The organism is Acinetobacter calcoaceticus (genome assembly GCF_016508255.1).
Lineage (GTDB): Bacteria > Pseudomonadota > Gammaproteobacteria > Pseudomonadales > Moraxellaceae > Acinetobacter > Acinetobacter calcoaceticus_E.
The window spans coordinates 144,130-159,723 of the sequence record NZ_JADVKT010000005.1 but is presented as its reverse complement, the minus strand read 5'-3'; the positions used below and the strand labels follow the sequence as shown (position 1 = coordinate 159,723).

Here is a 15,594-nt window from a genome sequence, read left to right as displayed (position 1 = left end):
AACACAGCATTATTCAGGAATTGGGGTGCTATTCATATAACGTAAAATAACGCGTTTTCTATATTGTAGTTTACGATCATCATGATGATCTTGATAATATTTCGGATCAGGCAATAACGCTGCTAAAAAGGCAGCTTGTTCTCGCGTTAGGCTTTTGGCACTTTTACCATAATAATATTGAGCAGCGGCTTCAACACCATACAGATTTTTGCCAAATTCAACCGAGTTCATATATACCTCAAGAATTCGGTGTTTTGACCACATCCGCTCCATCATCCATGTGGCTAGAGTTTCTTGGCCCTTACGAATGAAAGAACGTTTATTATATAAAAATAAATTTTTTGCTAATTGCTGAGAGACTGTAGAACCGCCAGCAACCACTTCTCCCTCTTCATTATTGCGCTCGAGTGCAAAACGAATACCATTCCAGTCAAACCCATGATGATGAATAAATTTTGCGTCTTCACCCGCTAAAATAGCATGCTTGAAATTGTCGCTAATATCATCATAGTCACGCCATTCATGAATAATTGGTTTAGAAGTATCAGACCAATAATCAATCCGCATAAACATGGTGGTATCCACTTCATGTGTACGCCACCAGACCAAACTTGAAAAAATCCAAAGCTGAATAAGGAGAATCGCCCCAATAAAAATTAACAACACGCGAACAATAAAAGCTTTCATGTTCGTCCTGATCTCCTGTATTCAACTTTTTTCATGTTAAGCTGTAAAGCATGTTCATATATAACAAAAGCATAGCATGACTCAATATCAGCCTCCGCACATTAATCGTAAACTCAATGTACAAACTTGGTGGCTGACCGCCTTACTAATCTCGATTAATGTCGCTTTGTTTATCTGGCAAATTGTATCCGGTGTCGATATTAGTGACCCCGCTATAAAAGATGCCCTTCATTGGGGAGCAGATTTTACACCACTTACTTTTTCTGGGCAGCCAGAACGTTTATTTACCAGCATGTTTTTCCATTTTGGTATCATTCACCTTATGCTCAACATGTGGGCCTTATATGTTTTTGGTAATGTAGCTGAAGCATTATTTGGCCGACTATATTTTATAGGCCTATATTTGCTTGCTGGCCTATTTGGCAGCCTTTTAAGTAGCTATATCAACATTCAACATGGGCATGAACTACTACAACATTTCGATCAGAGCTTACTTCCCCATGTAAGTGCAGGCGCTTCAGGCGCCGTGATGGGACTAGGTGCAGCGTTAACTGTTCTTTCATTATTTCCACCATTGCCTCATCAAGCCTACCTACTAGACAAGAAAGCATTATTAATGATTATGGCGATTAACCTTATTTTCGGTTTTGTCGCCACAGGAATTAATAATGCTGCCCATGTCGGCGGGATGATTATTGGCGCATTTCTCGCCCTGATTTGGTATTTAAGTTATCGTACTAAACTTAGTACGACCTTAAAATTTTTAGGTGTTTTGGGAGCCTTTTTGATAACTACCGGATTCTATATCTACTGTAATCAACTCAATTCACCACTATTTCCACTTTGGCATGAAATTTTGATTCAAAACCCTGAGATGCTTCCCTAATTTAAATCTGGTTCAGTTCTCTTAAACTTTGCAAAGGCGGTAAGTTGCAAAGATAACCGAGTCGATATCGACCAATAAGGGCACAAATCAACATCATTGAAAGAGGCAAAATTAGCCATATTTCTAAATGCCACTGTAAGGCCATATTCATTTTATAACTTGCAATCGCACTAATTACTTCAGCAAAACAGCAGGCAATAATGCCTGCTAAAAGCCCTAAAAACCCAATCTCAAAACTGAGCATTTGCTTCATTTTATTTTTTGATAAACCAAATGAACGTAGTAAAGCAACTTCACGGCGGCGCTCATCCATTAATAGATTTAAACAAGCAATCAGTACTAATACCCCAGAAAAACCGACCAAAGCCGCGAGTACAGTCACAATTTTGACTAATACATTCATTAAGCGTTTTACTTCATCCAAAATACGGTCAACATCAATAAAGACAGTATTCGAAAACTGCTGAATAATATTGATCATTTTGGGCTGTTCTTGCTTAGGAACATAAAAACTACCCAAATAACTTCCAGCATTTTCATCTAACGTTTTAGGTGAAAAAATAAAGAAAAAGTTAGGACTAAAACTTTCCCACTCTACGCTTCGAAAATTAACAACTTTGGCCTGTAATGTGCCTTCCGGCAAACTAAAAATCAGCTTATCTCCAATTTGAATGTCTAGACTTTCAGCAGTTTTTGCCTCGACTGAAACTTGTCCAACACTATTAAACTGAGCCTGCCCCTTTGTAATTGCATTGTCATTCGGTAATTGATTCGACTGAGTTAAATTTAATTCACGACGCAAAGAATTATTTTGCTTTATGGCTTCTTCAGAAAAAGGCACATCATTTTTTGCGAGCAATCGACCACGAATATTTGGATATAAAGGCGTACCTTGCCAACCATTTTGCTTTAACTGCTGCTCAAAAGCTTTTAAATCGAAAGGTGGTAGACCATAAACAAATTGATTCGGGGTTCCTTCAGGAAGTTGTTGCTGCCAACGCTGTAATAAATCTGTTCTTAATACGCTTAACACAGTAATGAGGCTTAGGCCTAAAGCCAGTGCAGTAATTTGTAAGGCACTTTGCGAGGGCGAACGAATATAAAAAGACAAACGATTTTTCATCTTTTTTAAACTACGAAGCAAGAGCCAAACAGCTGTATACAGCAAAATACAAAGAACGATAATCGCAGCCAAAACCATAATGCTGAGCATCAAGTTTTCACTTAGAACCAAACTAAAAACAATCAAGCTGCTAATACCAGCAAAGAACATAAAAAATAAAGATTTCCGAGATTTTGCTTGCTCACGAATAACTCGAATTGGAGGCGTATTTAAAAGCTCCCAAATACTTGGCAGAATAAATCCAAGCAGTACAATTACGCTGGTAAAAATGGCAATCGGTAAAGGCCCCACTAAAAGTGGTATGACTGAAAAACTTAATTCTAATTGAGGAATTAATTGCAGCATAAGCTGAAGCAGGCCATAACCCATGATCAAACCTAATAAACTGCCCAAAACAATTGAAATCGCACTGACAATACCAAGCAGCCCTATATACGCCAATAAGATTTGGAGCTTACTTGCTCCCAAGCATCTGATCAGCGCAATATGATCTTGGTTTTGTTGTACATATCTTTGACTCGTTAAAGCAATGGCAATACCACATAATAAAATCGTTAAAATATTGGCCAATTGCAAAAAGGTATCGAGGTTTTCAAGCGGACGTAATAACCTATTGTTCGATTCACTGGCATCACGTAACCGCAAACCAGCTGTTTCATCTAATTCTTTATTCTTAGCTTGATGCTGCTGTTTAAACTGCTTAGAAAAAGTCTGAACCTGTTCAGAGTTACCTGCCATTAATAAACGATAGTCAATCCTGCTTCCAGTCTGAATCGCATGGGTTTTAGCAATATCAGCTTGATGAATGATAACCGTTGGAGAAAAGCCTGAAAAACCGAGTTCCTGATTTGAATCATGCACAATCACGCCAGTAAAACGGAAAGTGCCATCTGCGATGGAAACGATATCTCCTAATTTTACTTTCAGTAAATCGGCCGCTCTCTGACTTAGCCAGACGTCTCCAGACCGAATGCCTTTAGTATGAGGAGCAATCTCAAGCTGCCCTCTTAGTGGAAATAAAGGCTCTATCGCTTTTACATTGACCATGACAAACTGATCTTGAGTGTGTGCCATAGAACTAAACATAGTGACATTGGTTTGCTTTAAGCCAAGCTGCTGCGCCTTTTTATTCCATGCTCCCTCTATTGGTTCGTTATTTGAAAGAACTAAATCAGCACCTAACATTTGAGAGGCTTGCAGACTTACCGCATTTTTAACTTGGTCATTACTAAATTTAAGAGCGGTTGTCGCACTAATCGCAAGTGATAGAGCAATAATAAGTAGATACAGACCACCCGTGCGGAAACTTTGAAGTAAAAGTGGTTTTAGAAGATTACGCATCATTTAACCACCCTGTACCATCTTTAAGCGACCATCATCTAATTCAATATGACGCTGACAAAGGGCCGCTAAATTATGGTCGTGAGTAACCAAAATAAGAGTCGTACCTAACTCTCGGTTTAAATCAAAGAGTAGGGTTTCAATTTCCTGTGCTGTTTGTCCATCTAAATTTCCGGTAGGTTCATCCGCAAAAATAATTTGTGGCTCTGCAATGAGTGCCCGTGCAATTGCCACACGTTGCTGCTCCCCTCCCGATAAGACTTTAGGAGTTTGCTCTACCTGACGACTAAGCCCTACTCTATGTAACCAATCTAAGGCTTTTTTCTCAACCGTTTTATAATCAAAATCTTTGCGTAATCTTAAGGGCAACATGACATTTTCAAGTGCACTCAACTGAGGTAAAAGTTGAAAAGACTGAAATACAAAACCAATATGCTGCATTCGAATCTGGGCACGTTGTTCTTCAGTTAAGTGATGAACTGCTTGACCACACAACCAAATCTCTCCCTCTGATGGCTGATCTAAAGTAGCCAAAATTCCCAACAAGGTCGATTTACCTGAGCCAGAACGCCCAGTAATCGCCACCTGCTCACCTTCATAAACCTCTAAATCGATATCTTTTAAAATCGTAAACTGATTTTGGTTGATCTGAATAGTTTGTGTAACTTGATGGGCAGCAATGATGGGTTGTGGCATGATGTCAAAAGTCCTATGTATTCAGAATCAGGGTCGAAGTACAAATGTATAAATCTTTTTTGATTGGTTCTAAAAGCATCATGCTCATCTCATTGAGTATTCTGCCCATGCTTGTATCGGCGAAAACTATTTTAATTTTAGGAGATAGTATTAGTGCCGGTTACGGAATTGATCCCAAACAAGGTTGGGTACAATTACTACAAAAGCGTTTAGATCAACAGTATCCCAAACAGCACAAAGTGGTCAATGCAAGTGTTAGTGGGGAAACAACAAGTGGAGCATTAGCGAGATTACCGAAGCTTTTACAGACCTATAAGCCAAATGTGGTCGTGATTGAATTAGGAGGAAATGATGGTTTACGCGGGCAACCCCCTCAAATGATTCAAAATAATCTAACTCAGCTCATTCAATTAAGTCAGAAACAAAAAGCACAAGTTGTTATTTTGGGTATGAAAATTCCACCAAATTATGGCACGGCTTACAGTAAAGCTTTTGAAAACAACTATAAAGTTGTAAGTCAAAAATATCAGGTAAAATTACTACCATTTTTCTTAGAGGGTGTCGCAGGTCAAAAACAGCTGATGCAAAATGACTTGATTCACCCAAATACACAAGCACAATCAAAACTACTTAATCTTGCTTATCCATACATAAAAGGTGCCCTATAGGCACCTTTCATTTTTCTCATTTTTAATTTTTAGAAATCAAAAAAAGTAACTTCGCCTGTTTCTAGCGAATATTCAGCACCAACAACAATTAATTTACCTTGTGCAATCAAGCTTTCAAGTACACTTGAACCATGGCGTAATTGATTAACCGATGCAAAAACGTTTGAACGTACTGCATGGCATGATAATTTTTTCAAATCATTCTTTAAATCAGTTTGCATCAAAATTTCAACAGACGGGCGAACACGGTTCACAATCGACATTAAGTTAGATGATGGCGGTTGATCAGGATTCATTAATGTATCAATCGTAGCTTGAATTGCGCCACAATGACTATGTCCTAAAACAACAACAACCGGGCAATCATATCGTTCGGCTGCAAACTCAACACTACCGACTTGTGAAGGAGCAACAACATTTCCAGCAACACGGATTACAAATAAGTCGCCAAGACCTTGATCAAATACCATTTCTGCAGGAACACGAGAATCTGAACAGCCTAATACAATCGCAAACGGATTTTGATCCTTTGCCATTTCAGCACGTTCATGATGCGATAAGGTTTTTGCAAGGGAAGTATTTCCATTTACAAATCGTTGATTACCAGCTTTCAGACGATCTAAAACTTCTTGCGCAGTGGGCATCGTATATTTCCATTGTTTTTTTCAAGATTAAAAAACATTTTAATGTGTCAAAATTTGAATGTCACTGACAAAAAAATAAATCCTTTCTAGGAATGGAGTTTAAAATATTTATTGGGTTCTTAAGCCAATATGAGTAGATAACCCTATACTGTTTAGTGAAAAAATAGACATACTTTGGTTCTCGGATTGACTATAATTTTCTCCCTTTTAATCGTTTAGCAAATGACTCATTGGCAAAGTTTTTCAATAATTTTCCAACTCGCTTATGCTTCAAGGATGAAATCTTATGACCACACTGTCCGTATCGATCAAAACTGCATTTAAAAAAGCTGCTATAGCTTTTACCTTGGCATCTAGTTTTACCTCGGTAATAGGTATTTCCCAGACACAGGCAGCAGATACGTTTAATGTAAGTTTTCAACATATTTTGCAGCAAGAGCGAAACTGGGCAGGTCTACAAAGTAAAAGTTTAAAAGTTGGTGATGTGACATGGTCATATAGTGAAGGGGGTTCTACTACTAAACCTACTTTATTACTCATCCATGGTTTAGGGGGAAGTCGTGATAACTGGAACCGCGTCGCTCGCTATCTCACGACAAATTATCATGTCATTATTCCAGATTTACCTGGCAGCGGTGAAACTGTAGTTACACAAAATTTCGATTATTCAGTTCCTAATCTTGCTGAGAAATTACGACGTTTTGTCGAAGCTGCAAATTTAAAAGGTCCAATCCATATCGCCGGTCACTCACTCGGCGGTTCTATTGCCCTTCTCTATGCGGGTCAATATCCTTTTGAAACAAAAAGTCTGTTTTTAGTAGATAGCGGCGGAATTTTCCGTTCTGCCAATACAATTTATTTAAAAGATCCAGTTTATTTAAAACAACTACTTGTATCTAAAAAAGGTGACTTTAACTATTTGCTAAAGCAAACCATGTTTAACCCACCATTTATCCCGAAAGAGTTTCTTGAAGCCCAAGAGAAACTCATGATTAATCAAGCACCTCAAACTCAAAAACTGGTTGATCAGCTGATTGCCCTGAATAAGGTTTACACTCCTGACTCATTTGCAGTTTTAACAAAAACTATTGATGCACCAACCCTGATTTTATGGGGCAAGCAAGATAAGATTATTAATGTTGAAGTTGCAAATGAACTCAAACGACTTTTAAAAAATGCTCAATCACCTGTGATTTTGGAAAATGTTGGTCATATGCCAATATTGGAAGCAGAGCAACTGGTTGTTCAACAGTATTTGCCGTTTTTAATGAAAGTCGAAACAAACCAGTCGACAAAAACAGCTACACCTTAATTTAAACTTTGGACTTGTGAGACCTTATGTCTACCCAACCACTCATAGAAGAACTAATTGAAGCTCATCTAGATTTTTTAGATGAGGAATTTGCACAGGCAAATGTCATCCAACACGAGTTTGAGCAATTTTATCATTGGTTGGGTAGCCGACAATTACAACATCTGTGGACTTTTGAACAAATTCAACAGCTCATTCAAAAACAGGTTTTAGAAAAACCTGCTTCCGACTTTCTGATTGAACAGATTGCTGAACATATTCGTTTTGCACTTATCCATCCTGCTAATGACAGTACAACTATTGAGGATGTAATTCCTGTTTTAACAATTGACGGAATTGCACAATACGTTGCAAATAAAGAAGAACATCGTAAAAAGCTCATTAAAACGATTGTCAATAATCCAGCATTTTCAGCACTTTTGACTCAATTGATTCAGCAAACGATGCATGACTACTTAGATGAATCTATGTCAAAACGAGTACCAGGCGTCGGTCGTTTTATGAAGATGGGAAAATCTGTTTTAGAAACAGTAACCGACTCTAATTTAGACGATACGATTAATCATTATTTGCAAAAGAATATTTTAAAATTAAGTCAAATGAGTGAGCGTGTTTTAAATCAACATTTTGACAATGATAAGCTCTACCATTTTCAGGCAAATATCTGGCATAAAATTAAAACCATGCCGCTGTCTGTTTTGAAAAATTATGTAGAAGTCCAAGACCTATCAAAAACTGTGGGTTTAGGACATGAAATCTGGGACCACATTCGTCAAACGCCATACCTAAAACAACAAGTCCATGATGGTATTTACACTTGGTATGTGCGCAATCAGGAACGTAATTTTGACTTATTACTTCGCGATTTAAATATTGACGAAAGCCTTGTTAAACATGAAATCACTCAATTACTTGTGCCTGTACTACAGCAATTAATCACAACAGGACATTTAAGACGCCGTGCTCGTGCGTACTTAGAAAAGTTTTATTATTCTGAAAAAACCTTAAATATCTTAAATAACAAAGGCGCTTAAAGCGCCTTTGTTATTTCTGTTTATTAAAAAGAATATTTTAAAGAAGCATAATAAGCTCGACCTGGTTCATTATAGGTTTGGCTAATTGAATTACTGTCTCTTAAAATTTGTTTATCAAACAGATTGCTCACACCTACGCGTGTACTGATGTTGTCAGTAAACTTATAGCCCATGTTAATTCCAGCAGTACTATAGCTTTTTACAGTACTCGGTTTGATTGCAGAATTTGTTCCACCAGAGCCAATGCCAGACTCGAGTCTATTTTCAGCAAATTGACGTGATTTTTGACGACCATATTGAGTGAATACAAAATTCACATCTAGCTGATCAGTAATGTCATAATCAAAAATTGAGTTAATCGTATAGTTTGGAACCAAAGATAATGGGTTACCCGTTTGCTTATCTTTTGAATCCATCATATAAGTAAAGTTATTGGTCCAACGAATGTTACCGAAATCTAATCCCAAGCTTCCTTCAAAACCTTGAATTAATGCTTTAGGTGTATTTTCCCAACGCAAGACATTCCACTTCGTCTCTGTCACAGCACCTGTACTCGAATTAGTACTTGAACCATCTACAGTTCCAACAACATTTGTACCTGCTACAATTTTATCTTTATAGTCATTACGGAACCACGTTAAGCTCGCGTTGACAATATCTTTTTGGAACTGGATGCCTAACTCTTTGTTCACAGAAGTTTCTGGTTTCAAATCACCATTACCTTGTAATAAACAACGCGAATCAATATTGGCTGGACAACCATTGCCGTTTGTACTGAGTAAGTACCCCTCGGCATTTTGATACATGTTTGGTGCTTTATAAGCTTTTGCTACCCCACCCTTTAAAGTGAAATAATCATTGAGTTTTTGAGTAATGTTTACGCTTGGGCTCCAGTTAGAACCAGATTTACTATGATCATCGAAACGCAAACCGAACACGGCATCGGTGCTGTCTGTAAGTTTTAAGTTATCTTCGATATATGCAGAAGCAATCCGCGATTCCATTTTACTGCGATTGCCTTTAACTAATTGATCGCCATAACCTGAACCGCTGCTATCTGTACCCTGATTTGTCGAAATATTATCTTTAAATCTGTCTTCAACCCATTCAGTACCGAGCGTTAATACGTGCGGTACGTAATATTCAAAAGGAATATTGGCTTCACCATTCAACCGAAGAGTCTCTAAGCGTGAAGTAGCTTTATCATCAAGATTATTAATTTTTCCTTCTGTGCTACCGCCCAGACCTTCAGGAAGACGTTTGTTGTGAGTTTTATCATATTGAGCAACTAACTTGCTCTTACCCCAAGACCAATCCCCTTCATGCGTTAATGCATAGCTATCGCGGTACATGGTATTGGTTTCTTTCCCAATGAGTTCCGAGAGAATTGCATCGGCTTCAGCATTTGCATTTAACTGAGAATCACCAGAATAAATATTACCTTGCTTGCTAGAAGAAATATCTAATAAAACCGTTTGTTGATCTGTTGCCTGCCAAGCTAAACGTCCTGAAATATCTTTGTTTTTAACGCCTTCACGCCCAGCTGCCGTACTGCCTATTGATTTATTAATATCGACATCGTCAGCTTCTGTTTTATTGTAATTACCATATAAACGATAAGACAAAACATCTCTAATCAGTGGTCCACTTACGTTAAAACCAACACGATTTGATGCACCTTCTTTAGAATCTTCAGGCTGAGATGTATAAAACTCTACCGAACCATGAGTTTCATTAGTCACTTTTTTAGTAATGATGTTAACCACACCACCTGCGGCCCCCGATCCATAGCGAGCTGCGGCAGGTCCACGTAAAACTTCAATAGATTCGATTGCTTCTGCTGGAACCCAGTTTGAATCACCACGTGTATCACGCTCTCCTTTCCAGCCATAACGAACTGAATTACGAGAGTTAATCGGTTTACCGTCAACTAAAATAAGCGTATTTTCTGGCCCCATTCCACGAATATCGATTTGTCGATTATTACCACGCTGTCCTGTTGCACTATTGCCAGTTAAATTAACCCCAGACATACGACGTACATAATCAGAAATATCATTACGAACTGGGAGTTTTTCTAAATCTTCTTTGGTAATAACCGATACACCGAGCGATTGTTTCACTTGCTCTTCAGCAGTTACAAAAATTGTTTCCAATTTCACAGGTTCAGCAGGCTTTTCTAATGCTTGTTCAGCTGGTTCTTGCTCGTTTTGTGCAGCATAAGCCATAGACATCATACTTGCCAGTACTGAAACAGAAAGCACTGAGTGGATAATACGCTTCGACATAAGTATTCCCAATATATTGATTTATTAAACATCTCTCTTTTTCAGTTTCGTATTGCAACAAAAGTAAATAAAATTACAAATGATATTAATAATCATTATCATTATCTATAGTGCACAATAAAAAAGCCTCAAGTTGAGGCTTTTTTATTTCACTTTTCAAGCAATTTATTATTTGAAGTAAGCGCCTTCAGCTTGTGTATGGTCAGTTTGATCAACCACACGTTGAAGCTCAGGAATCTGCTCTTTCAAAGTTGTTTCCACACCTTGCTTCAAAGTAACATCAATTGCAGAACAACCTTGGCAACCACCACCAAATTTCAAGACAGCAGTTAAACCATGTTCTGCATCATCTTGTACTTCTACTAAACTACAATTTCCGCCATGGCCTGCAAGACCTGGGTTAATTTCTGCTTGAAGTATGTAAGTAATACGCTCTTCAATCGATGCATCTGGACCAACACGTGGAACTTTAGAATTTGGTGCACGGAAAGTTAACTGACCACCAAAACGATCCTTGTTGTAATCAATTACAGCATCTAAAAGATAAGGAATCGATGGCGCATCAATATATGCAGGGAAATCAGGATAGTCCTGTTTATAATCCGTAGGGATAACTTCTTCGGGCGCACTATAGGCCATGCAGCATTCTGCACGTGGCGTACCCGGATGCTCAACAAAAATTCGAACGCCAATTCCCGGAGTATTTTGCTTCGTCAATAAATCGTGCAAATACTCTTGTGCAGATGGTGTAATCAAAAGGTTTGGAATTTCTTCTGCAACAGCAGTGTTGGTGTTCTCAGTCGACATAACAATATTCCTCAAGCTGATGCCTTTATATTAACCGAAGATGAGGTGGATTTAAAAAAAATCAACTAAATTTGTCGGATTTATACACAACAGGGTTTCAACTTAGGTTTTTAATGGCATTATTGGGTTCAGTATTGATCATTTTTTAAATATTTCTTATGTTGAATTTGCCATTTAACCATACAGTTACTCTTATTATTATTACGGTCATTGTCTCTTTAATTGCTTTTAGCAATCAAAATATCATGAATCGACTTATTTTTTGGCCGCCTGCAATGCAACGTGGACAATTTGATCGTTTCATCACGCATGGCTTCATCCACGCAGATGGAGCTCATTTAATATTTAACATGATTACCCTGTTCTTTTTTGGCAGCATTATTGAAAGTTTTTATCGTCAATATTTTTATGACATGGGTTTTGTGTTGTTTTACTTAGGCGGTTTAATTTTTGCTATTTTGCCAAGCTATTTACAACATAAAAATGATGCGAATTGGGCAAGCCTTGGGGCTTCCGGTGCTGTTTCAGCCGTTTTATTTGCTTATATCCTATTTCAGCCATGGAAGCTGATTTTTGTGTTTTTTATTCCCGTACCTGCGATTATTTTTGCTGTTCTTTATGTAGCCTATAGTATTTGGGCAGGTAAACGCGGTAATACTCATATCAACCACAGTGCTCATTTATGGGGGGCTGCTTACGGAGTGATTGTCACCATACTTATTGAGCCCAAAGTCATCCCACATTTTTTAGACCAGCTCACACGACTTCCATTTTAAATCTGATTTTTATGAAAAGCCCTTTGCGGGCTTTTCTTTTTTTCTCATTTATTTATTACAATAAATTCTCAGTCTTTTTTCTGCTTTTCTTTGATCAATTCCTTGTTTTGATTGCAAAAACCATCTGATTAAACTCATGCCAATTCTTTTAATAATTCAGATGATACAATGAAGTACAAAGTAATTTTATCTAGTCTTTCCATTGCTTTATTTAGCTTATCTTTAGCGGGTTGTAATGACAATAATTCAGAAGATAGTGTAGCAACTCATCCCAAACAGCCCAATATCTTATTTATTATGGCGGATGACTTAGGCTATTCAGATTTAGGGGCTTTCGGTGGCGAAATTCATACGCCGAATATTGATAGCCTAGCTCAAGAAGGACGTCTATTAACTGACTACCATACAGCCCCAACCTGTTCGCCCACCCGCTCTCAACTCATTTCAGGAACTGACCACCATTTAGCTGGTATTGGTGCAATGGCTGAACTTACGCCAGAACATTTAAAAGGACAACCTGGCTACGAAGGCTATTTAAATGAACGCTCATTATCTATTGCACAAGTGCTTAAAGATAATGGCTATCGCACTTATATGAGTGGTAAATGGCATTTAGGGCTAACCCCTGAAACCAATGCACATGCCAAAGGTTTTGATCGTTCATTTACCTTATTGCAAGGTCTAGACCATCACTTTAAGCAAGCTCCAAGCGCGTTTAAACGAAATTCAACCTATACAGAAGATGGGCAAGTTATTCCTATTTCAGCACTGCCTGATGACTTTTTCTCTACCAACTATTTTACCGATAAATTGCTGAGCTATTTAGACTCAGGCAAAAACAGTGGTAAACCATTCTTTGCCTATGCTGCCTACACAGCGCCGCACTGGCCAATTCAAGCACCTGCTGAATATCGTGACAAATATCGTGGCGTTTACGATGCCGGTTATGATGCTATTCGTAAAGCTCGCATAACACGCCAAAAACAGCTTGGAATCATTCCAGCAAACTTTGAGGCAGCAGAACCAATTGCGACACAAAATGCACCACAAAAATATGGGAAATGGGATGAATTAACAGCTGAACAGAAAGCACTTGAAGCACGTAAAATGGAAATCTACGCAGGTATGGTAGAAAATCTTGACGCCAACGTAGGCCGAATTATTCAATACCTCAAACAAAATAATCTTTATGAAAATACTTTAATTTTCTTTGTTTCTGACAATGGTGCAGAAGGTTTTATTCGTGGTGGATATGGCAGTGAATCTGGTTTTGATAACTCTGTAGCAAATGTGGGTACACCTACTTCGTACCACTATATTGGACCACGTTGGGCTGAAGTCAGTGCAGCACCTTTTCATTTATGGAAAGATACAGCTGGTGAAGGTGCAACCACGGCCCCTGCTATTGTGAAGTTACCAAATCAGAAAAAAGCAGAAGAAACCAATCATAGCTTTGCATCTGTACTCGATGTTTTCCCAACTTTACTAGAATACGCTCATATTCCAGTACCTCAAGGCCAATACAATGGTCGTACCATTAATACACCATCAGGGGTTTCATGGAAGCCTTTACTTGAAAATAAAACCACTACGATTCGCCCTGCAAATTTTAGTTTTGCCGATGAATTACATGGCAGCAAATATGCAAAACAAGGTGAATGGAAAATTGCAGTTCAAGGACGTCCTGAGTTAGGCACTGGAACTTGGGAGTTGTATAACATTGCCACTGATCGTGGAGAAAATCACAATGTTGCTCAGCTTTACCCAGCAAAAGTACAAGAGCTGTTATCGGTTTATCAAAAATATACTGAGAAAAATGGTGTGCAGGAATATAACGCCAAATGAAATTAAAACTGGTTTTAAGCACTGCTATCAGCCTGTTGTTCATCACAGGCTGTAGCAAATCTGAACAGACTTCTGACACTACAGTAGTTTTACCAAAGCAAGCCACTGCATCGGCAGCTCTGGGATCTATTACACAATGTAAAACCTATGGTGGACTGCCTCAAGGTTGGCTTAAACAACCTACGGCAGGAATGGTTTTAATTCCTGCCGGACATTTTAATTTTGGTTCTGAAAAGGCTTATCCAGATGAGCTTAATTTTGGAAAGAAACAACGAGAACTAAAAGGTTTCTGGATTGATCAAACTGAAGTTACGGTTGCTCAATTTGCCAGCTTTATAAAAGCAACAGGCTATATTACCGATGCCGAAAAACAAAAGCAGGCTGCTGTTTTCTCACCAGACCGGCATCACCCACAGCAATGGTGGCAGCTAAAATCTGGATATACATGGAAAACTCCAAACGGTAAAAATGGTGCTACTCCTTACTCTAATGAACCTGTGCGCTATGTGACCAAGAATGATGCTGAACATTATGCAGTCTGGCTAGGGCGTGATTTACCCACAGAACTAGAATGGGAATATGCAGCTAAAGCGAATTCAAAAACTGATACCCCCTTACATCAAGCCCCGACCGATGGACATCAACATCCGCAAGCAAATTACTGGCAAGGTGAATTTCCTTTTCAAAACTTAAATCAGGACCATTTCACAGGCATTGCCCCCGTTGGATGTTTTGCACCAAATAATTTTAAGTTATTTGATATGATCGGCAATGTATGGGAATGGACATCATCTCCATATCAAGGTGCTCATGACCAGCATATGGGAAATTATTCTGATTTAAGACAACAACAAATTGCTAGCACACAATATGTAATTAAAGGTGGATCTTTTCTTTGTGCAGAGAACTATTGTTCACGTTATCGAAACAGTAGTCGCTATCCACAAGACTTTGATTTGGCAGCAACCCACGTTGGCTTTCGAACAATTTTACGTACGCCTTAATAGATTAAAGCTATTTTGTAGTATTGATATTTCTTAACCAAAAATAGATCGAAAAACGATCTAATCTTTTTTATAGTAAATACTAAAAGGGAGAATGATAAAAAGTGAGAACAATATGAAAGCATTACTTCTTTGCGCGGCGGCAATCTATACAATATCATTGTCAGCTTGTGCAGTTTATACACCTGCCGGCAGTGTTGTAGTTGATCCAGATTCACCTTATCACAACCATCCTGGTGATTTTTGTCCACCAGGCCAAGCCAAAAAAGGCCGTTGTTAGAGATACCTTCTTTCAAGAAATAAGATTCAATCAAGTGATAAAGTGAATACGAAAATAGAGGGTTCCAACCAAAAATAGATGGGATGAAACTAGAAAATTATGGTGTAAAAAAATCACCATATCCCCAAGATTTTTAAAAGACAATCTTATGTTGTCTTCTATCTAGTTTCACCCCAATTCTTTCTTATTCAGTCTGACTCTTC

General features: G+C 38.2%; 14 protein-coding genes. 8 read left to right on the top strand and 6 right to left on the bottom strand.

Translation table 11 applies throughout. The features are described 5' to 3' along the window. Positions 1-9: 9 nt before the first annotated feature. Entirely contained in the window at positions 10-687 is a 678-nt protein-coding gene (gene mtgA / locus I5515_RS11770; protein WP_199967027.1) for a monofunctional biosynthetic peptidoglycan transglycosylase, read from the bottom strand. Between the two features lie 76 nt (positions 688-763). Between mtgA and I5515_RS11765 the strand changes: the two genes are divergently transcribed. Next, entirely contained in the window at positions 764-1,573 is an 810-nt protein-coding gene (locus I5515_RS11765) for a rhomboid family intramembrane serine protease (RefSeq protein WP_199967025.1), read from the top strand. Between the two features lies 1 nt (position 1,574). Here the strand turns inward: I5515_RS11765 and I5515_RS11760 are convergent, their stop codons facing one another. Both I5515_RS11760 and I5515_RS11755 read right to left on the bottom strand, forming a co-directional pair. After that, positions 1,575-4,037 (bottom strand): ABC transporter permease, encoded by a 2,463-nt coding sequence (locus I5515_RS11760; protein WP_199967301.1) that lies wholly within the window; start codon positions 4,035-4,037, stop codon positions 1,575-1,577. Positions 4,038-4,040: 3 nt separating this feature from the next. Continuing rightward, a complete protein-coding gene (locus I5515_RS11755) occupies positions 4,041-4,733 on the bottom strand; it encodes an ABC transporter ATP-binding protein (protein ID WP_199967023.1) in 693 nt (230 codons plus the stop codon). 44 nt (positions 4,734-4,777) lie between these two features. Between I5515_RS11755 and I5515_RS11750 the strand changes: the two genes are divergently transcribed. Continuing rightward, the gene (locus tag I5515_RS11750) at positions 4,778-5,401 is read left to right on the top strand and encodes an arylesterase (RefSeq protein WP_199967020.1); all 624 of its coding nucleotides are present in this window, start codon (positions 4,778-4,780) and stop codon (positions 5,399-5,401) included. Positions 5,402-5,430: 29 nt separating this feature from the next. On the opposite strand, the gene I5515_RS11745 is transcribed toward I5515_RS11750, so the two are convergent. Next, on the bottom strand, positions 5,431-6,045 hold the full coding sequence (locus I5515_RS11745; protein WP_016138926.1) for a carbonic anhydrase: 615 nt from the start codon (positions 6,043-6,045) through the stop codon (positions 5,431-5,433). A 286-nt stretch (positions 6,046-6,331) separates the two neighbouring features. On the opposite strand from I5515_RS11745, the gene I5515_RS11740 reads away from it, so the two are divergent. Together I5515_RS11740 and I5515_RS11735 are read left to right on the top strand one after the other, a co-directional pair. Further along, positions 6,332-7,357 carry an alpha/beta fold hydrolase gene (locus tag I5515_RS11740; protein WP_199967018.1) on the top strand — a complete coding sequence of 342 codons (1,026 nt, stop codon included), beginning with the start codon at positions 6,332-6,334 and terminating at the stop codon, positions 7,355-7,357. A 26-nt stretch (positions 7,358-7,383) separates the two neighbouring features. Beyond that, entirely contained in the window at positions 7,384-8,391 is a 1,008-nt protein-coding gene (locus I5515_RS11735; protein WP_199967016.1) for a hypothetical protein, read from the top strand. 23 nt (positions 8,392-8,414) lie between these two features. Here I5515_RS11735 and I5515_RS11730 read toward each other — a convergent pair whose 3' ends face one another. Both I5515_RS11730 and nfuA read right to left on the bottom strand, forming a co-directional pair. Continuing rightward, positions 8,415-10,679, bottom strand: a complete 2,265-nt coding sequence (locus I5515_RS11730) for a TonB-dependent siderophore receptor (protein WP_199967014.1) — start codon at positions 10,677-10,679, stop codon at positions 8,415-8,417. A gap of 168 nt (positions 10,680-10,847) precedes the next feature. Further along, entirely contained in the window at positions 10,848-11,486 is a 639-nt protein-coding gene (gene nfuA / locus I5515_RS11725; RefSeq protein ID WP_199967012.1) for a Fe-S biogenesis protein NfuA, read from the bottom strand. A 158-nt stretch (positions 11,487-11,644) separates the two neighbouring features. Here nfuA and I5515_RS11720 point away from each other — a divergent pair, with 158 nt between their 5' ends. The 4 genes from I5515_RS11720 to I5515_RS11705 all read left to right on the top strand — a co-directional run bounded on the left by I5515_RS11720 (position 11,645) and on the right by I5515_RS11705 (position 15,391). Then, positions 11,645-12,262 (top strand): rhomboid family intramembrane serine protease, encoded by a 618-nt coding sequence (locus tag I5515_RS11720; RefSeq protein ID WP_199967003.1) that lies wholly within the window; start codon positions 11,645-11,647, stop codon positions 12,260-12,262. A 168-nt stretch (positions 12,263-12,430) separates the two neighbouring features. After that, positions 12,431-14,107, top strand: a complete 1,677-nt coding sequence (locus tag I5515_RS11715; RefSeq protein WP_199966993.1) for an arylsulfatase — start codon at positions 12,431-12,433, stop codon at positions 14,105-14,107. Further along, the gene (locus I5515_RS11710) at positions 14,104-15,111 is read left to right on the top strand and encodes an SUMF1/EgtB/PvdO family nonheme iron enzyme (protein ID WP_199966991.1); all 1,008 of its coding nucleotides are present in this window, start codon (positions 14,104-14,106) and stop codon (positions 15,109-15,111) included. The genes I5515_RS11715 and I5515_RS11710 overlap by 4 nt, the downstream gene beginning before the upstream one ends. A gap of 115 nt (positions 15,112-15,226) precedes the next feature. After that, positions 15,227-15,391, top strand: coding sequence for a hypothetical protein (locus I5515_RS11705; protein ID WP_199966989.1), 165 nt, complete (start codon positions 15,227-15,229; stop codon positions 15,389-15,391). Positions 15,392-15,594: the final 203 nt, after the last annotated feature.

What these genes read in the sequence shown, in the direction of transcription:
- I5515_RS11765 (WP_199967025.1), top strand. Translation starts at nt 764, where the DNA reads ATGACTCAATATCAGCCTCCGCACATTAATCGTAAACTCAATGTACAA.
- mtgA (WP_199967027.1), bottom strand. Translation starts at nt 687, where the DNA reads ATGAAAGCTTTTATTGTTCGCGTGTTGTTAATTTTTATTGGGGCGATT.
- I5515_RS11715 (WP_199966993.1), top strand. Translation starts at nt 12,431, where the DNA reads ATGAAGTACAAAGTAATTTTATCTAGTCTTTCCATTGCTTTATTTAGC.
- I5515_RS11720 (WP_199967003.1), top strand. Translation starts at nt 11,645, where the DNA reads ATGTTGAATTTGCCATTTAACCATACAGTTACTCTTATTATTATTACG.
- I5515_RS11750 (WP_199967020.1), top strand. Translation starts at nt 4,778, where the DNA reads ATGTATAAATCTTTTTTGATTGGTTCTAAAAGCATCATGCTCATCTCA.
- I5515_RS11740 (WP_199967018.1), top strand. Translation starts at nt 6,332, where the DNA reads ATGACCACACTGTCCGTATCGATCAAAACTGCATTTAAAAAAGCTGCT.
- I5515_RS11735 (WP_199967016.1), top strand. Translation starts at nt 7,384, where the DNA reads ATGTCTACCCAACCACTCATAGAAGAACTAATTGAAGCTCATCTAGAT.
- I5515_RS11730 (WP_199967014.1), bottom strand. Translation starts at nt 10,679, where the DNA reads ATGTCGAAGCGTATTATCCACTCAGTGCTTTCTGTTTCAGTACTGGCA.
- I5515_RS11760 (WP_199967301.1), bottom strand. Translation starts at nt 4,037, where the DNA reads ATGCGTAATCTTCTAAAACCACTTTTACTTCAAAGTTTCCGCACGGGT.
- I5515_RS11705 (WP_199966989.1), top strand. Translation starts at nt 15,227, where the DNA reads ATGAAAGCATTACTTCTTTGCGCGGCGGCAATCTATACAATATCATTG.
- nfuA (WP_199967012.1), bottom strand. Translation starts at nt 11,486, where the DNA reads ATGTCGACTGAGAACACCAACACTGCTGTTGCAGAAGAAATTCCAAAC.
- I5515_RS11745 (WP_016138926.1), bottom strand. Translation starts at nt 6,045, where the DNA reads ATGCCCACTGCGCAAGAAGTTTTAGATCGTCTGAAAGCTGGTAATCAA.
- I5515_RS11710 (WP_199966991.1), top strand. Translation starts at nt 14,104, where the DNA reads ATGAAATTAAAACTGGTTTTAAGCACTGCTATCAGCCTGTTGTTCATC.
- I5515_RS11755 (WP_199967023.1), bottom strand. Translation starts at nt 4,733, where the DNA reads ATGCCACAACCCATCATTGCTGCCCATCAAGTTACACAAACTATTCAG.